At 71.0% G+C, this 15,654-nt stretch carries 14 protein-coding genes and 1 pseudogene; 12 read left to right on the top strand and 3 right to left on the bottom strand.

Going from position 1 to position 15,654, the window contains the following annotated elements:
• Positions 1-48: 48 nt before the first annotated feature.
• Positions 49-1,218, bottom strand: coding sequence for a galactokinase (galK, locus tag ACIA3K_RS13090; RefSeq protein WP_396801022.1), 1,170 nt, complete (start codon positions 1,216-1,218; stop codon positions 49-51).
• A 52-nt stretch (positions 1,219-1,270) separates the two neighbouring features.
• Complete coding sequence (gene galE, locus ACIA3K_RS13085) at positions 1,271-2,254, bottom strand: UDP-glucose 4-epimerase GalE (protein ID WP_396801304.1); 984 nt, start codon at positions 2,252-2,254, stop codon at positions 1,271-1,273.
• 170 nt (positions 2,255-2,424) lie between these two features.
• Here galE and ACIA3K_RS13080 point away from each other — a divergent pair.
• The 6 genes and pseudogenes from ACIA3K_RS13080 to ACIA3K_RS13055 form a co-directional block, all read left to right on the top strand.
• Positions 2,425-3,420: pseudogene (locus ACIA3K_RS13080) on the top strand (hemolysin family protein); the annotation flags it as partial.
• Positions 3,421-3,585: 165 nt separating this feature from the next.
• Entirely contained in the window at positions 3,586-4,611 is a 1,026-nt protein-coding gene (gene trpS / locus ACIA3K_RS13075; protein ID WP_396801020.1) for a tryptophan--tRNA ligase, read from the top strand.
• Between the two features lie 26 nt (positions 4,612-4,637).
• The gene (locus ACIA3K_RS13070) at positions 4,638-5,207 is read left to right on the top strand and encodes a 2'-5' RNA ligase family protein (RefSeq protein ID WP_396801302.1); all 570 of its coding nucleotides are present in this window, start codon (positions 4,638-4,640) and stop codon (positions 5,205-5,207) included.
• Positions 5,208-5,286: 79 nt separating this feature from the next.
• Complete coding sequence (locus ACIA3K_RS13065; protein ID WP_396801019.1) at positions 5,287-6,210, top strand: YhjD/YihY/BrkB family envelope integrity protein; 924 nt, start codon at positions 5,287-5,289, stop codon at positions 6,208-6,210.
• Positions 6,211-6,218: 8 nt separating this feature from the next.
• Positions 6,219-6,596: a GntR family transcriptional regulator gene (locus ACIA3K_RS13060; RefSeq protein WP_396801017.1), complete on the top strand. Its 378-nt coding sequence runs from the start codon at positions 6,219-6,221 to the stop codon at positions 6,594-6,596.
• Between the two features lie 86 nt (positions 6,597-6,682).
• Positions 6,683-7,120 carry a hypothetical protein gene (locus ACIA3K_RS13055; RefSeq protein ID WP_089017805.1) on the top strand — a complete coding sequence of 146 codons (438 nt, stop codon included), beginning with the start codon at positions 6,683-6,685 and terminating at the stop codon, positions 7,118-7,120.
• 284 nt (positions 7,121-7,404) lie between these two features.
• Here ACIA3K_RS13055 and ACIA3K_RS13050 read toward each other — a convergent pair whose 3' ends face one another.
• Complete coding sequence (locus tag ACIA3K_RS13050; protein WP_396801016.1) at positions 7,405-8,469, bottom strand: LacI family DNA-binding transcriptional regulator; 1,065 nt, start codon at positions 8,467-8,469, stop codon at positions 7,405-7,407.
• 140 nt (positions 8,470-8,609) lie between these two features.
• Between ACIA3K_RS13050 and ACIA3K_RS13045 the strand changes: the two genes are divergently transcribed.
• The 6 genes from ACIA3K_RS13045 to ACIA3K_RS13020 all read left to right on the top strand — a co-directional run bounded on the left by ACIA3K_RS13045 (position 8,610) and on the right by ACIA3K_RS13020 (position 15,590).
• On the top strand, positions 8,610-8,957 hold the full coding sequence (locus tag ACIA3K_RS13045) for a hypothetical protein (RefSeq protein ID WP_355048948.1): 348 nt from the start codon (positions 8,610-8,612) through the stop codon (positions 8,955-8,957).
• Positions 8,958-9,235: 278 nt separating this feature from the next.
• Positions 9,236-10,303, top strand: a complete 1,068-nt coding sequence (locus tag ACIA3K_RS13040) for a BMP family protein (protein WP_396801301.1) — start codon at positions 9,236-9,238, stop codon at positions 10,301-10,303.
• A gap of 189 nt (positions 10,304-10,492) precedes the next feature.
• Entirely contained in the window at positions 10,493-12,139 is a 1,647-nt protein-coding gene (locus ACIA3K_RS13035; protein WP_396801300.1) for an ABC transporter ATP-binding protein, read from the top strand.
• Entirely contained in the window at positions 12,136-13,485 is a 1,350-nt protein-coding gene (locus ACIA3K_RS13030; protein ID WP_396801014.1) for an ABC transporter permease, read from the top strand. The genes ACIA3K_RS13035 and ACIA3K_RS13030 overlap by 4 nt, the downstream gene beginning before the upstream one ends.
• A gap of 3 nt (positions 13,486-13,488) precedes the next feature.
• Positions 13,489-14,766: an ABC transporter permease gene (locus tag ACIA3K_RS13025; RefSeq protein WP_355048946.1), complete on the top strand. Its 1,278-nt coding sequence runs from the start codon at positions 13,489-13,491 to the stop codon at positions 14,764-14,766.
• A 113-nt stretch (positions 14,767-14,879) separates the two neighbouring features.
• Entirely contained in the window at positions 14,880-15,590 is a 711-nt protein-coding gene (locus ACIA3K_RS13020; RefSeq protein ID WP_396801012.1) for a cytidine deaminase, read from the top strand.
• The last annotated feature ends 64 nt before the right edge of the window (positions 15,591-15,654 follow it).

Here is a 15,654-nt window from a genome sequence, read left to right as displayed (position 1 = left end):
TCACCGGGATGAACGCGGGGGTGAACGCCGGGGTGGGAGGGGGTGGGGTCAGGGCAGGCGGGTTGCGCCGGGGGAGGGCAGGACCGGGGTCGTGGTGGGGGCCGTGTAATCGCGTTCGGCGTAGGCGATCCTGACTGCCTCGGCCACCGCTTCGACACGGTCGGTCTCGACCAGGGCGAGGACGCAGCCACCGAATCCGCCGCCCGTCATGCGCGCGCCCAACGCGCCGGCCGACAGCGCCGCCTCGACCGCCGTGTCGATCTCCGGCACGGTGATCTCGAAGTCGTCGCGCATCGAGACGTGCGAGGCGGTGAGCAGCGGGCCGATGTCCCGGACCCGGCCGGCGCGCAACAGCGCGACGGTGTCGAGCACGCGCTGGTCCTCGGTGACCACGTGCCGGACCCGGCGCCGGGTCTCGGCGTCGTCGAGCCGGGCCAGGGCGGCGTCGAGCTCGTCGACGGTCACGTCGCGCAGCGCGGGCACCCCGAGCGCCTTGGCGGCGGCCTCGCAGGAGCGGCGGCGGGCGGCGTACTCACCATCGGCGTGCCGGTGCGGCGCGCGGCTGTCGACGACCAGCACGGTCAGCCCGGCGGCGTCCAGGTCGAACGGGATCTGCTCGACGGACTCGTCGCGGCAGTCGAGGAAGAGCGCGTGCCCGGCGCGACAGCGGATCACCGCGGACTGGTCCATGATGCCGGTCGGCGCGCCCACGTAGACGTTCTCCGCCCGCTGCGCCAGCCGGGGCTGCCGCTCGGCGGGCAGCTCCAGCCCCGCGAGGTCGAGCAGGGCGGCGAGAACGGCGGACTCGAGCGCGGCCGACGAGGAGAGCCCGGAACCCAGCGGCACGTCGGAGGCGATGGCCAGCCGGGCGCCGGGCACCGCGTGGCCGGCGTCGCGCAGCGCCCAGACCACCCCGGCCACGTACGCGCCCCAGCCGGTCACCCGGCCGGGCTCGGCCACGTCGTCCGCGTCGAAGGTGATCGTCTCGCCGGAGAGCTCGGACCAGACCGTCCAACGTTCGTCGTCCCGCCGGTCGGCGGCGACCACGGTACGCATGGGAAGCGCGAACGGCAGCACGAACCCGTCGTTGTAGTCGGTGTGCTCGCCGATCAGGTTGACCCGACCGGGCGCGGCCCACAGGCCGGCGGCCGAGGCGTCGTACTGGTCGGTGAAGCCGGCGGCGGCCCGCTCGGCGACGTCACCGGTGGGGCTGGTCATGGTGCCTCCTTTCGCGACTGCGGGGCCCGCAGACCCGGCTCACTCCCCGCGCTCACGACTGCTCCAGCACGTGTGCGCGGTAGAAGGCCCAGGCGTCGCCGACCATGTCGTGCAGGGTGGGCTTGCGCGGCACCCAACCCAGCTCGTCACGGGCCAGCGCGGAGGAGGCGACCAGTTCGGCCGGGTCACCCTCGCGGCGCGGCGCGACCTCGACCGGGAGCTGGTGGCCGGTGACCTCGCGGACCACGTCGACCACCTGGCGGTTGGTGAAGCCGTTTCCGTTGCCGAGGTTGTAGATGCGGTGCTGACCCGCGGTGGCGGCGTCCAGCGCGAGCAGGTGCGCGCGGGCGAGGTCGGCGACGTGGATGTAGTCGCGTACGCAGGTGCCGTCCACGGTCGGGTAGTCGTCGCCGAAGAGTTGGAGCTTCTCCCGCCGGCCGGCGGCGACCTCCAGGGCGATCGGGATGAGGTGTGTCTCCGGGTCGTGCCGCTCGCCGAGCGCGACGTCGCCGGCGAGGTGCGCTCCGGCCACGTTGAAGTAGCGCAGGGACACGGCGGCCAGCCCGTGCGCGTCGGCCTCGGAGGTGAGCGCCATGTCGACCGCGAGCTTGGTGGCGCCGTACGTGTTGGTGGGCGCCTTGACCGCGGTCTCGGTGATCGGCAGCTCGGTGGGGTTGCCGTAGACGGCGGCGGTGGAGGAGAAGACCATCCGGGGCACCCGGGCGGCCCGGACCGCGTTGATCAGGGCGAGCGAGCCGACCGTGTTGTTCTCCCAGTACAGCTCGGGTTTCACCATCGACTCGCCGGCGGCGATGAGGGCGGCGAAGTGCAGCACCCCGTCGAAGCCGGCGTCGGGGGTGAGGACCTGGGCGGCGTCGTGAATGGACGCCTCGACGTGCGTCGCGTCCGGAGCGAGCGCCTCGCGGTGACCGGTGCGCAGGTCGTCCAGGATGACGACCTGGTGGCCGGCGTCGAGCAGCATCCGGGTCACCACGCTGCCGATGAAGCCGGCACCCCCGGTGACGAGCAGTTTCACGTCGTTGCCTCCTGCCTGGCCCGCCGGGACGTGGCCCTTGGTGATCACCCTACGGCGGCGCTCGGGAGCGGTGTGGATCGCGCCGAACGCCATTCCATCATAATCTCTCACGTTTAAACAGAGCCGAACATCTCCGGTGCGGTGGGCACCCGGTGTCTACCATCTCTTTCATGCGGGAAGCAGCCCGTTCCGGGCTCCGGCGGCGGGTGCGGAAACGGTCCCGCCGTGACCCCGGGCCGCTCGCGCGGGCCGTCGCCCGGGTGCTGGTGCGTACCGCCGACGGCGCGACCCGCCTCGTCACCGATCTGCTCGGCACCGGCCCGGCGGCCGGCCGGGAACGCATCTCCGAGGCCGAGCTGCGGGACCTCGTGGCGGTCAACACGGTGCTCGACCCGGACGAGCGGCGGATCATCGACGAGGTGCTGGTGGCCGGGGCGAGCCTCGTCCGCGAGGTGATGATGCCCCGCACCGAGGTGGTCTTCCTGCCGGCCCGGCTGACCATCGCCGAGGCCGCCCGGCTGGTACGGGCCGAGACGCACTCGCGGTACCCGGTCACCGACGGCACCCAGGACGACGTGGTCGGGTTCGTGCACCTGCGGGACGTGCTGCTCCGTCCGGACGCCGACCCCTGCGCCACCGTGGGCGAACTGACCCGCGAGGTCAAGCAGGTGCCGGGGAGCAAGCGGGTCCTGGCCGCGCTGACCGAGATGCGCCGGGAGGGGCACCACCTGGCGGTGGTGGTCGACGAGTACGGCGGAACCGCCGGCATCGTCACCCTGGAGGACCTGATCGAGGAACTCGTCGGAGAGATCCACGACGGGTACGGCAGGCCGCCCGACCCGAGCCACGCCGGCCTGCCGGCCGTGGTCGACGGCCGGCTCAACCTCGCCGACTTCGCCGAGCGGACCGGTGTGGCGCTCCCCGCCGGTCCGTACGAGACCGTCGGCGGGTACGTGATGGCCGTCCTGGGTCGCCTGCCGCTGACCGGCGACGAGGTGCCGGTGCCCGGCGAGCCGCCCGACGGCGGCGGGCCCGATCGGGCAGCATCGGCCGACGGTTGGCTGCTGCGCGTGCTGGCCCTGGACGGACGCCGGGTCGCCCGGCTCGCGGTGACGGCGGCCCGGATGCCGGAGCAGCGGCGCGATCCCGCCGTCAGCCACCAGCGCGAGGCGGACCGGGGCGCGGGACAGCAGCGGGGCACCGCGCTGGGGCCGGGCCCACGGCCGGGGACGAGCGGGCCACGCGAGGTCAGCGCCCCGACACCGGCTGGCCGGGGCCGACGCGCCGGCCCGTCATGACGGCTCCGCATGCTTGCTGACAGAATTATCGTCATGCCCGACGTTCCCGAGCGACCCCGCGTCTTCTCCGGCATCCAGCCGACGGCCGACTCGTTCCACCTCGGCAACTACCTCGGCGCCGTGCGGCACTGGGTGGCCCTGCAGGACACCCACGACGCGTTCTACTGCGTGGTGGACCTGCACGCGATCACCGCCGGTCACGATCCGGCGGTGCTGCGCCAGCGGACCAGGGTGGCGGCCGCCCAGCTCTTCGCGGTCGGTATCGATCCGGACCGCAGCACCCTGTTCGTACAGTCGCAGGTGCCCGAGCACCCGCAGTTGGCATGGGTGCTCGGCTGCATCACCGGTTTCGGCGAGGCCAGCCGGATGACCCAGTTCAAGGACAAGTCCCAGAAGCAGGGCAACGAGCGGGCCAGCGTCGGGCTGTTCACCTACCCGGTCCTGCAGGCCGCCGACATCCTGCTCTACCAGGCCAACGCGGTGCCGGTCGGCGAGGACCAGCGTCAGCACCTGGAACTCTCCCGCGACCTGGCCCAGCGGTTCAACTCGCTGTTCGGCGCGACGTTCACGATCCCCGCGCCGCACATCGTCAAGGACACCGCGAAGATCACCGACCTGCAGGATCCGACGGCCAAGATGTCCAAGTCGTCGTCCTCGCCGGCCGGCATCATCGACCTGCTGGAAGACCCGGCCCGCTCGGCGAAGAAGATCCGCTCCGCGGTGACCGACACCGGTCGGGAGATCGTCTTCGACGCCGAGACCAAGCCGGGCGTGTCCAACCTGTTGACCATCTACTCGGCGCTCAGCGGGCGTGGCATCGACGACCTGGTGTCCGCGTTCGCCGGCCGCGGCTACGGCGACCTCAAGAAGGAGCTGGCCGAGGTGGTGGCGGAGTTCGTCCGTCCCATCCAGGAGCGCACGCGCACGTACCTCGACGACCCCGCCCAACTGGACAAGCTGCTCGCCGCCGGCGCGGAGAAGGCCCGGTCCGTGGCCGGCGAGACGCTGCGGTCCGCGTACGAGCGGGTCGGTTTCTTCCCGCCGGTGCGCGGCGAATAGCGCTGCGGGGACGGGTGGGCGAGTCGGTGGCCGACGTGGCGGCACGGAGTGTGGATCGCAGTGGCGGGGTGCCACCGTCGGGCGACACCGTGCAGATCGGCATCGCGGTGGACATCCCGGAGCCGTGGGGGGCGCAGCTCACCCGGCGACGGATCGAGGCGGGTGATCCCCTCGCGGTGCCCGCGCACGTGACGCTGCTCGGTCCGACCGAGATCCCGACCAACGTGCTGCCGGGCATCGAGCGGCACCTCGCCGCCGTGGCCGCCGCACACCTGCCGTTCACGCTGCACCTGCGGGGGACCGGCACGTTCCGGCCGGTGACGCAGGTGGTGTTCGTCGCGGTGGCCGCCGGCATCAGCGAATGTGAGTTGCTGGCCGCGGCCATCGCGGCCGCGCCGGGCCTGCACCGCCAGACCCGCTTCCCGTACCATCCGCACGTCACCGTCGCGCATGACGTCGCTCCGGAGGCGTTGGACAAGGTGTACGAGGATCTGGCCGACTTCTCCGCGATGTTCGAGGTCGACGCGTTCACCCTGTTCTCGCACAGTGGGCCGGCCCGGTGGCAGCCCCGCCGGGACTTCCGCCTCGGCGACTGACGTTCGGCGGCGCGCCGGCTGGCGAGCGGTCTTGTACTGGTTGCCGGGACGGCGGCGGGAGATCGGCGAGGATGATCGCGTGAACGTGATCGGCCGGATCGAGGCGGGCATCGACCGCTGGGTGGGTGCCGCGCGTGCCCGGTCGAGCCTGTTCGACCACGTGTGGCGTGCCGGGACACTCTACGCCGACGTGTTGGCAGGAAGGCTCGCCGCGGCGATCGCGTACTACGGCTTCTTCGCCGTCTTCGCTCTCGCCCTGGTCGCGTACTCCGTCTTCGGCGCGATCCTGGAGGACAACGACGAGGTCAGCGAGGCGGCGACCGGGTTCCTGAAGGAGAACCTGCCGTTCCTGGACGCGCAGCAGATCGCGAACTCCAGCGGCACGGTCGGTGTGGTCGGCCTGGTCATCCTCGTGTTCACCGGCATCGGCTGGGTGGAGGCGATCCGCTCCTCGCAGCGGCTCATGTACGCGCTCAACCAGCAGCCCGGCAACCTCGTGGTCCGGCGGCTGGTCGACCTCGGGGTGATGATCGGCGTCTTCGTGCTGCTCGGTCTCTCCGTGGCGGCGGTGGACGCGTTGGAATCGCTGCTGCGCTTCCTGCTGCGCAGCACCGGGTCGGTCGGCCTGACCACCGTCAGCGCCGTACTCAGCGTGCTGGTCAACGCGGTGCTCGCCACCGCGCTGCTGCTCGCGGTGCCCCGGCTGCGGATGAGCCGGTCCCGGCTGCGTCCGGTGGTGCTGCTGGTCGCGGTCGGCATCACGCTGCTCAACACGCTCGGGCGGTACTACGTGGTGCGCACCGAGCGGAATCCGGCGTACACCGTGGTGGCCGGCGCGGTCGGTCTGCTGCTCTACCTCTACCTGCTGAACCAACTGGTGCTGTTCGGCGCGGCGCTGCTCGCGACCAGCCGGAGTGGGCGCGTGGTAGACCTGGCGGAGGGCGCCCCCGCGGTGGATGTCGACGAGGACACCGACCCCGGCGCTCCGGGCGGTGCGGGGTGAGGGTGGAGATGTCCGACGTGCTGATCACCGTCGACCAGGACTCGCCGGTGCCGCCGTACGAGCAGGTCCGTGTGCAGCTCGCCGAGCTGATCGGCGACGGCCGGCTGCCGGTGGGCAACCGCCTGCCCACCGTCCGGCAGCTCGCGGCCGACCTGCGACTGGCCGCGAACACGGTGGCGCGGGCCTACCGGGAGCTGGAGGCGGCCGGCCTGTTGCAGACCCGGGGACGCAACGGCACCTTCGTCGCGCCCGGGCGGGACGACGCCGTCGACCGGCTGCACCGGGTCGCCGTCGACTACGCCGCCGAGGCGCGGCGGCTCGGCGTGTCCCCGGACCGTGCTGTCGCTCTCGTGCGGGCCGCCCTGGACGCCACCCGACACGACTGAGCCGACCAGCCTCTCATCGGCCGCCGGACGGGCGGTAACTGAACAGAACGGCACCGGCGCTCACGTTCGCGGACCATGATGAGCCCGTGGGCGCACTCATGACACTGGACCTGCCGGCCGACTCGCCGATGCTCGGCCTGCCGTGGATCATCACCTTCGGGCCGCTCGGCGACCTGGACGAGTGGGAGCCGGTGGTCTGCGGGCCGTACGAACGGCCGCACGCGTTGGCGTTGGCCGAGGCGGTGGTGGCCGAGGAGCAGTTGATGGCAGTGGTGGAACCGCTGCTGCCGGCGCTGTCGGCCGACGAGATCCGCAGCGAGATCGCCGCCGCGCAGGTGGCCGCCGAGGACGAGGCCCGGCAGGTCGAGGGGGCCGACCTGTACGGAGACTTCGAGGACGTGATCGACGAGGAGTTGGACGCCGCAGCCGACGAGGCGGGTCACGGTGAGCCCGCCGAGCCGCCGGACGAGGCCGAGGTGCGCGCCGGCTTCACCCGGATCGCGGCGCTGCTCACCGCGAAGTAACGCGGCAGGTCAGCGCCTCGGGGTGGCGACGGGACGCACCACGGGCGTCACACGAACACCGGCGCCGCGCGGAATCCGTTCCGCGTGGCGCCGGTGCACCTCACCCCCCACCACAAGGGGTCGGCAGCCCAGTCGCCCGTTGGCGCGGGGCACGACGGACGACCAGGTCGAGATTGGCTTACCCGCTCAGCGCCGTTCGAACCAGGCGGCTGCGTCGACGGGCAGCAGTTGGTCGGTGAGCGGCGCGAACGCCAAGACGCCCGGGCCGGTCACCCTTGCAAGCGTCAAGCAGACCTTGCGTAAGGCAACCGCACGGCGGCCGGAGCCACCGCGGTCGAGCCGCGGACGACCAGTTCGGGGCGGAACAGGTACTCGGAGTGCGGGGCGCCGTGCCCGTTGATCTCGTCCACCAGAGCCCGGACCGCGGCCACCGCCATCGCGGTCACCGGCTGCCGCACGGTGGTCAGCGTTGGGTCGGTGAAGGCCATCAGTGGCGAGTCGTCGTAGCCGACCACCGAGAGGTCGCCCGGAACGGACAGGCCGCGTTGCCGGGCCGCCCGCACCGCGCCGAGCGCCATGAGGTCGGAGCCGCAGACCAGCCCGGTGACACCACGGTCGAGCAGCCGGCCGGCCGCCGCCTCGCCACCCTCCACACCGAACAGTGTCAGCTCGGCCAGGGGGGCGAGATCGGCCTCGGCGACGCCGGCCAGCCGGGTCATCGCCGCCCGCCAGCCGGCCACCCTGCGCCGCACCGGCACGAACCGGTCCGGGCCGGTGATCAGGCCGATCCTCCGGTGCCCGAGGGCGACGAGGTGGGCCACCGCCAGGTCGGCGGCCTCCCGGTCGTCGCAGGAGACGAAGGGCGCCGCGACGTCGGGGACGTACCCGTTGATCATCACGACCGGCAGCGGCCGGGCGATCAGCGCCCGGTAGCGGTCGTGGTTGGCGGCGGTGTCCGCGTGCCGGCCGGAGACGAAGACGATTCCGGAGACCTGCCGGTCCAGCAGCATCTCCACGTATTCGTCCTCGGTCACGCCGCCCGCGGTCTGCGTACAGAGCACCGGGGTGAACCCACTCTGCGCCAGTGTCGACTCGATGACCTGCGCGAACGCCGGGAAGATCGGGTTTTCCAGCTCCGGCACCACCAGACCGACCAGGCCGGCGCTGCGCTTGCGCAGTCGCGCCGGTCGCTCGTAGCCGAGTACGTCGAGGGCCGTGAGAACGGCCTGCCGGGTCTCCGGTGCCACACCGGGGCGGTCGTTGAGCACCCGCGACACCGTGGCCTCGCTGACTTCGGCCTGTTGGGCGATGTCAGACAGTCGAGCGCGCATGGCGGCACTGTAGCCCACCGGCAAGTTCTTGCACGGCTCCCTGGAAGCTCTTCCATTGCGGCACGTCCTGCCACCGCCCCGGACGTACGCGGGCAGCGACGCGCCGACCGGCCGGCCCCACTACTACAAAGTGTCGTTGATAGGGGAGGATGGGCGGCGTGGAAGCACTGCGACTCATCCTCCTCTATGTCCATCTGATCGGCTTCGCCCTGCTGCTCGGCGGTTCGATCGCCCAGTACGTCAGCGGGAAGCTGCGGATCAACCCCGCCATGCTCTGGGGCGCCGTGATCCAGCTGCTGACCGGCCTCGGGCTCTCCGCGCCCCTGCGCGGTGGCGGAGACGACGAGCCGAACCCGGCGAAACTTGTGACGAAGTTGGTGATCGCGCTGCTGATCTTCGTCATGGTCTTCTTCTCCCGTAAGCGGGACGTGGTCAACCGTGGCCACTTCCTCGCGATCGTCGGCCTGACCCTGGTGAACGCGGCGGTGGCGGTCTTTTGGCGGTAGCGTCCGAGGGGGGAACCGCACCCCGGAAACCGGACTTCGGCGACACCTGGGGGCTCGGTTAGCAGCACGAAGAGTGATGTGCCCCACGCAAGGGTTACACCCGGGTAACAGGCACTCAACAGTCGTGCACGATTGTCGGCCGGTGGGTGGGCGCGGGCGTACGCTCCCGTCCGTAACGTGGGACAGCCGGCGGCACACCCGCAGGTCGGCTGATGGGCTGCCACCGCACTAGGCGCGGTGTGCAATGGGAAGGAGACGTCTTGCGCTCGGTGCGTGGGATGCGGATCGCCTCGATCCTCGCGGCAGGTGGGCTCGTGCTCAGCGCCGCCGCGTGTGGCGAGGCCCCGGATGATGACAACAACGCCGGCAGTGGCGCCAAGAAGTTCAGCGCCTGCATGGTGACCGACGTCGGCGGCATCGACGACAAGTCGTTCAACACCTCGGCCTGGAAGGGCCTCCAGGAGGCCAAGGCCGCCAACGACAACATCGACATCAAGTACGTCGCGTCGAAGGCCGAGGCCGACTACGAGCCCAACCTGACGCAGTACGTCAACCAGAAGTGCGACTTCATCCTGGCGGTCGGTGGCCTGATGGCCAACGCCACCTCCAAGATCGCCAAGGCGAACCCGAACCAGCAGTTCGGCATCGTCGACGCCAAGCCGGGTGACGCCAACGTCTACCCGATGCAGTTCGACACCGCCCAGGCCGCGTTCCAGGCCGGTTACCTCGCCGCCGGGATGAGCAAGTCCGGCAAGGTGGGCACCTACGGTGGTCTGCCGATCCCGCCGGTGACGATCTTCATGGACGGCTTCGTCGACGGCGTGGCGTACTACAACAAGACCAAGAACAAGAACGTCCAGGCGCTGGGCTGGAACAAGGAGACCCAGAAGGGCTCCTTCACCAACGACTTCGCCAAGCAGGACGAGGGCAAGAAGGTCTCCGACGCGCTGGTCGCCCAGGGCGCGGACATCATCATGCCGGTCGCCGGCGGCTCCGGCCTCGGCACCACCGCGGCGGCCAAGGCCTCGGGCGGCAAGTACAACACCATCTGGGTGGACGTCGACGGCTGCGAGAGCACCCCGGACTGCGCCGCGATCATCACCACCGTGGTGAAGAACATCCCGGAGGCCGTCAAGGAGGCCGTGGTCAAGGCCGCCGGTGGCGAGAAGCTGCAGGCCGAACCCGGCTTCGTCGGCACCCTGGCCAACACCGGTGTCTCGATCGCCCCGTACCACGACTTCGATGGCAAGGTTCCGGCCGAGCTGAAGTCCGAGGTCGACAAGATCAAGGCGGACATCGCCGCCGGCACCATCACCGTCACCTCGAAGGCTCAGCCGACCAAGTGACGTCCGGCGGACCTCTCCGATGAGATCATCGGGGGGTCTGCGGGGCACAGGTACGACCGATCGGCCGCTTCGGCCCCGCGGGTGACCGTGGGAGTCGGGGCGGCCGATCGCGCACCGCGTCAGCCGGGCCGCTCCGGTCCGCTCGACGGCAGCTAGGCTGCACCATCGCTCGCACTCCAGGAGGTTGCGCTGAGACTCGAACTGCGCGGCATCACCAAGCGGTTCGGTGATCTGGTCGCCAACGACCACATCGATCTGACGGTGGAGCCTGGAGAGATCCACGCCCTGCTCGGCGAGAACGGCGCGGGCAAGTCGACCCTGATGAACGTGCTCTACGGGCTCTACCAGCCCGACGAGGGCGAGATCCTGGTCGACGGCACGCCGCTGCGGCTGAAGGGGCCGTCCGACGCCATCGCGGCCGGGATCGGCATGGTGCACCAGCACTTCATGCTGGTGCCGGTGTTCACCGTCGCCGAGAACATCATGCTCGGCGCGGAGCAGGTCCGGGGCGGCATCGCCGGCTTCCTGGACCGGCGGCGGGCTCGGCGCGAGGTCACGGAGGTGTCCGAGCGCTACAACCTGCGGGTCGACCCCGACGCGGTGATCGAGGACCTGCCGGTCGGCATCCAGCAGCGTGTGGAGATCGTCAAGGCCCTCACCCGCGACGTCGACCTGCTCATCCTCGACGAGCCGACCGCGGTGCTCACCCCGCAGGAGACCGACGAGCTGTTGACGGTCATGCGGTCGCTGAAGGCGGCCGGCAAGTCGATCGTCTTCATCACCCACAAGCTGGGCGAGGTCAAGGCGATCGCCGACCGGATCACGGTGATCCGACGCGGCAAGACGGTCGGCACGGCCTCGCCGGAGACCAGCCGCGACGAGCTGGCCGCATTGATGGTGGGCCGCAGCGTGCGCCTCACGGTCGAGAAGTCGCCGGCCACGCCGGGTGAGCCGGTGCTGGAGGTGGCCGGGCTGGTCGTCGACGACGACCGGCAGATCCGGGCGGTCGACGGCGTGGACCTGACCGTACGGGCGGGCGAGGTGCTCGGCGTGGCGGGCGTGCAGGGCAACGGCCAGACGGAGCTGATCGAGGCGATCATGGGGCTGCGCCCGGTGCTCGCCGGCACGGTCAGCCTGGGCGGTGACCGGATCGACGGCTGGACGCCCAAGCGGGTGCTCCGGGCCGGCGTCGGCTACGTGCCCGAGGACCGCAGCGTGGACGGCCTGGTCAAGGAGTTCAGCGTCGCCGAGAACCTGGTGCTGGACATCTACGACCGGCCACCCTTCGGTAGCGGGCTCGCCCTGAAGCCGGACGCCATCGCCACCTCAGCGAAGGAGCGGATCGAGCAGTTCGACGTCCGCACCTCATCGGCGGACGCGGCGGTGGGCACCCTGTCCGGTGGCAACCAGCAGAAGGTGATCGTGGCGCGGGAGCTGTCCCGGCCGCTGAAGCTCTTCATCGCCGCCCAACCGACCCGTGGCGTGGACGTCGGGTCGATCGAGTTCATCCACAGCCAGATCATCCACGAGCGGGACGTCGGCACCGCCGTGATGGTGGTGTCCAGCGAGCTGGACGAGGTGGTCGGGCTAGCCGACCGGATCGCGGTGATGTACCGCGGACGGATCATCGGCATCGTCGGCCCGGACACCCCGCGTGAGGAGATCGGTCTGTTGATGGCCGGTATCCACCCGGACGCGGCGGGCGCGGGCGCGCCGGCCGAGCCCGACGCGACCACCGCCGGCACCGCAGCCCAGCCCGGCACGGCTACCTCTGGTGGCGCGGCCGACGGGGGTCCGGCGCGCGCCGACGGCCCCGCGAGCGAGGACGAGGCATGACCAACCCCAATCCGCAGTCGGGCTCTCCGGACAAGGAGCCGGCGAGCGAGGCGCAGGCGGCGCAGAACGCCCTCGGCAACACCGAGCGGGCCGGCACGACCACGACGGAGAAGACGCCGGAGCCGAAGCCGTCCCTGGGCCGGCTCTTCCTGGACAACCTCTGGGCGGCCAACACCTTCACGGTGACCCTGTTGTCGCTGGTGCTGGCGATCGTCGTCGGCGCGGTGTTGATGGTCGTCTCCGACCCGGACGTGCTGCACACCTACACCTACATCACCGCCCGCCCCTCGGACGCGTTCAGTTCGAGCTGGACGCTGGTGAGCGAGGCGTACGCCAACCTGTTCAAGGGCTCGATCTTCGACCCCGAGGCGTTCTCCGGCTGGGTGAACGGCAGCAACGGCTGGCAGGCCGTGCTCGCGCCGATCTCCGAGACGTTGACGTACGCCGCGCCGCTGGTCTTCACCGGCCTGGCGGTGGCGCTGGCCTTCCGTGGCGGCCTGTTCAACATCGGCGCGCAGGGTCAGGCGACCATCGGCGTCATCCTGGCCGCACTGGCCGGCTTCCTGCTGCCGCTGCCGCCCGGTCTGCACCTGCTGGTGGCGGTGCTCGCCGGCGCGCTGGGCGGGGCGCTCTGGGGCTTCATCCCGGGCATCCTGAAGGCCCGTGCGGGCGCCCACGAGGTGATCAACACGATCATGCTCAACTACGTCGCCACGTACTTCCTGACCTGGCTCATCGTGCAGAACGGCGTGCAGGACCCGACCCGGACCGACGCGATCAGCAAGGCGGTGGACACCTCCGCGGAGCTGCCCCGTCTGCTCGGTGACAACCTGCGGGTGCATGCCGGCATCCTGCTCGCCGTGCTGGCGACCTGGGCGGTCGCCTGGCTGCTCAACCGGTCCACCCTCGGCTTCGAGTTGCGGGCGGTCGGCGCCAACCCGGACGCCGCGCGGACGGCCGGCATCAGCGTGACGCGGACGTACATCCTGATCATGGTCTTCTCCGGGATCCTGGCCGGTCTCGGCGGCTCGAACATGGTGCTCGGCTCCACCGCCAGCGCGTTGACGCCGCTGGTGGTGGCGCAGATCGGCTTCGACGGCATCCTGGTGGCGCTGCTGGGCCGGGTGAAGCCGTGGGGAGTGCTGCTCGCCGCGCTGCTGTTCGGTGCGCTCCAGGCCGGCGGTAACCGGATGCAGTCGTACTCCGGCATCTCGCTGGAGCTGGTGACCGTGCTCCAGGCGCTGATCGTCATCTTCATCGCCGCACCCGCCCTGGTGAAGGCGATCTTCCAGCTCCGGGCCGCACGGGCCGCCCGGTTGCAGACGAGCCTGGCGAAGGGCTGGTAACGCATGTCCACCATGGCTGTCCCCGACGTCGCGGTCGGCGTCGACGAGGGTTTCTGGACCCGGACCCGCAAGGTCGGCCTCACGCTGACGGCGCTCGGCCTGCTGGCGGCGGTGCTGTTCGGGGCGCTCGCCACCGACCAGCAGGCCCGGTTCACGCTCAGCGACGACGCGGCCGGCGCCGCCTTGGAGATCAACGGCACCATCGGTGCGATCCTGTTCGGGATCATCACGATCGCCGCCGGCGCGGCCCTGCTCGCCGGGGTGCCGAAGCGCTGGTTCCTGCCGGTGCTCGGCGTCGGGCTGGTCGCCTTCGTGCTCTCCTTCCTCTGCTGGCAGGTCTCCGCCGCGCCGACCGGGCAGAACTTCATGCCGCTGGTCAACATCATCCGGGGCACGTTCATCCTGGCCCTGCCGCTGATCTTCGGCGCGCTCGCCGGTGTGCTCTGCGAGCGGTCCGGCGTGGTCAACGTGGCCATCGAGGGGCAGTTGCTGATGGGCGCGTTCAGCGGCGCCCTGTTCGGCAGCCTCTCCGGCAACGTCTGGGTGGGCCTGGTCGCCGCCGCCATCGGTGGCGCGTTCATCTCGCTGCTGCTGGCCGTCTTCGCCATCCGCTACCTGGTGGACCAGGTCGTCATGGGCATCGTGCTGAACCTGCTCGCGGTCGGTGTCACCGGCTTCCTCTACGAGCGGCTGATGCAGACCGACGCGGAGAAGTACAACAGCGCGCCGCGCTTCAGCAACTGGGAGATCCCGCTACTCAAGGACATCCCGGTGCTCGGTCCGGCGCTGTTCCGCGGCAACATCTTCCTCTACCTGGGCCTGCTGCTGGTGCTGGTGATCCACATCGGGCTGTTCCGCACCCGGTGGGGACTGCGGACCCGGTCGGTGGGCGAGCACCCGATCGCCGCCGACACGCTGGGCGTCAAGGTGCTCCGGCTGCGCTACCGTAACGTGCTGCTGGCCGGTGTGGTCGCCGGCATCGGTGGTGCGTCGTACACGCTGGCGCTCTACTCGTTCACCAAGAACATGATCGGCGGCAAGGGCTTCATCGCGCTGGCCGCGCTCATCTTCGGTCGGTGGAACCCGACCGGGGCGCTGCTCGCCGCGCTCTTCTTCGGCTTCGCCGACCAGCTCGCCACCTACCTGAGCGCGATCAACAGCTCGATCCCCAGCCAGTTCCTGGCCATGCTGCCCTACCTGGCGACGATCCTGGCGGTCGCCGGCCTGGTCGGCCGGGTCCGGGCGCCCGCCGCCGACGGCAAGCCGTACATCAAGGGCTGACACCCACCCTCGTTCTGTTGATCAAGAGGTTTGCGTCAGGAACATCGCCGATCCTGACGCAAACCTCTTGATCACCGCTGCAGGGGGTGGGGGTTTTTCCGGAGAATGGTGCTATGAGCGACATTGACTGGGCGCGGTTGCGCGCTGCCGCCGTTGAGGCGATGCGGCACGCGTACGCCCCGTACTCGACCTTTCCCGTCGGCGCGGCCGCGCTGGTCGACGACGGTCGTGTGGTGGTCGGATGCAACGTCGAGAACGCCGCGTACGGCGTGACGCTGTGCGCCGAGTGCGGAGTGGTGTCCAGCCTGCACGCCACCGGTGGTGGCCGGCTCGTCGCGCTCTCCTGCGTCGACGCCACCGGCGAGCCGCTGATGCCGTGCGGCCGGTGCCGGCAACTGCTCTGGGAGAACGGCGGCCCGGAGTGCCTCATCGAGACGAAGACCCGGCCGCTGCGGATGGCCGAGCTGCTGCCGCACGCCTTCGGCGTGGAGGACCTGGAGGCCGTCACCGGTGAGACGCCGGTACCGGTCGTCCCGGAGCGGCTGGCCGCCTGGCGCGGTCGCGGCACCGTCTTCGTGCACCCGGACATGTCCGCCGGGCAGCAGGTCTGGACGGCGTACTGGGAGCGGTCGGCCGGGGACGACGCGGGCGCCGAGACCGGTGTGCTGGAGGAGGCACCGAGCTGGGATGATCCCGCCGAGGCGATCACCTGGGGAATGGCCCGGACGCCCCGGGTCGTCGTGGTGGACGAGACCGGCACGATCTTCTGGGCGGGCGAGGGGGAGCCGCCTCTGGAGATCCCGGTTCGGTGGTCTGCCTCTTGAGGTTCGGGGATTGGGCCGACCGTGCCCGGCTCCGGGCGGTCAGGCTTGATCCCTCCGCCGGGCA

This window comes from Micromonospora sp. NPDC051543 (genome assembly GCF_044454415.1).
GTDB lineage: Bacteria > Actinomycetota > Actinomycetes > Mycobacteriales > Micromonosporaceae > Micromonospora.
Note: the sequence above shows the minus strand (reverse complement) of the source record. Positions and strands in the feature narration are given on the sequence as shown.

Coding starts and splice junctions, on each gene's coding strand:
- trpS (WP_396801020.1), top strand. CDS start 3,586: ATGCCCGACGTTCCCGAGCGACCCCGCGTCTTCTCCGGCATCCAGCCG.
- galK (WP_396801022.1), bottom strand. CDS start 1,218: ATGACCAGCCCCACCGGTGACGTCGCCGAGCGGGCCGCCGCCGGCTTC.
- ACIA3K_RS13020 (WP_396801012.1), top strand. CDS start 14,880: ATGAGCGACATTGACTGGGCGCGGTTGCGCGCTGCCGCCGTTGAGGCG.
- ACIA3K_RS13030 (WP_396801014.1), top strand. CDS start 12,136: ATGACCAACCCCAATCCGCAGTCGGGCTCTCCGGACAAGGAGCCGGCG.
- ACIA3K_RS13025 (WP_355048946.1), top strand. CDS start 13,489: ATGTCCACCATGGCTGTCCCCGACGTCGCGGTCGGCGTCGACGAGGGT.
- ACIA3K_RS13060 (WP_396801017.1), top strand. CDS start 6,219: ATGTCCGACGTGCTGATCACCGTCGACCAGGACTCGCCGGTGCCGCCG.
- ACIA3K_RS13040 (WP_396801301.1), top strand. CDS start 9,236: ATGCGGATCGCCTCGATCCTCGCGGCAGGTGGGCTCGTGCTCAGCGCC.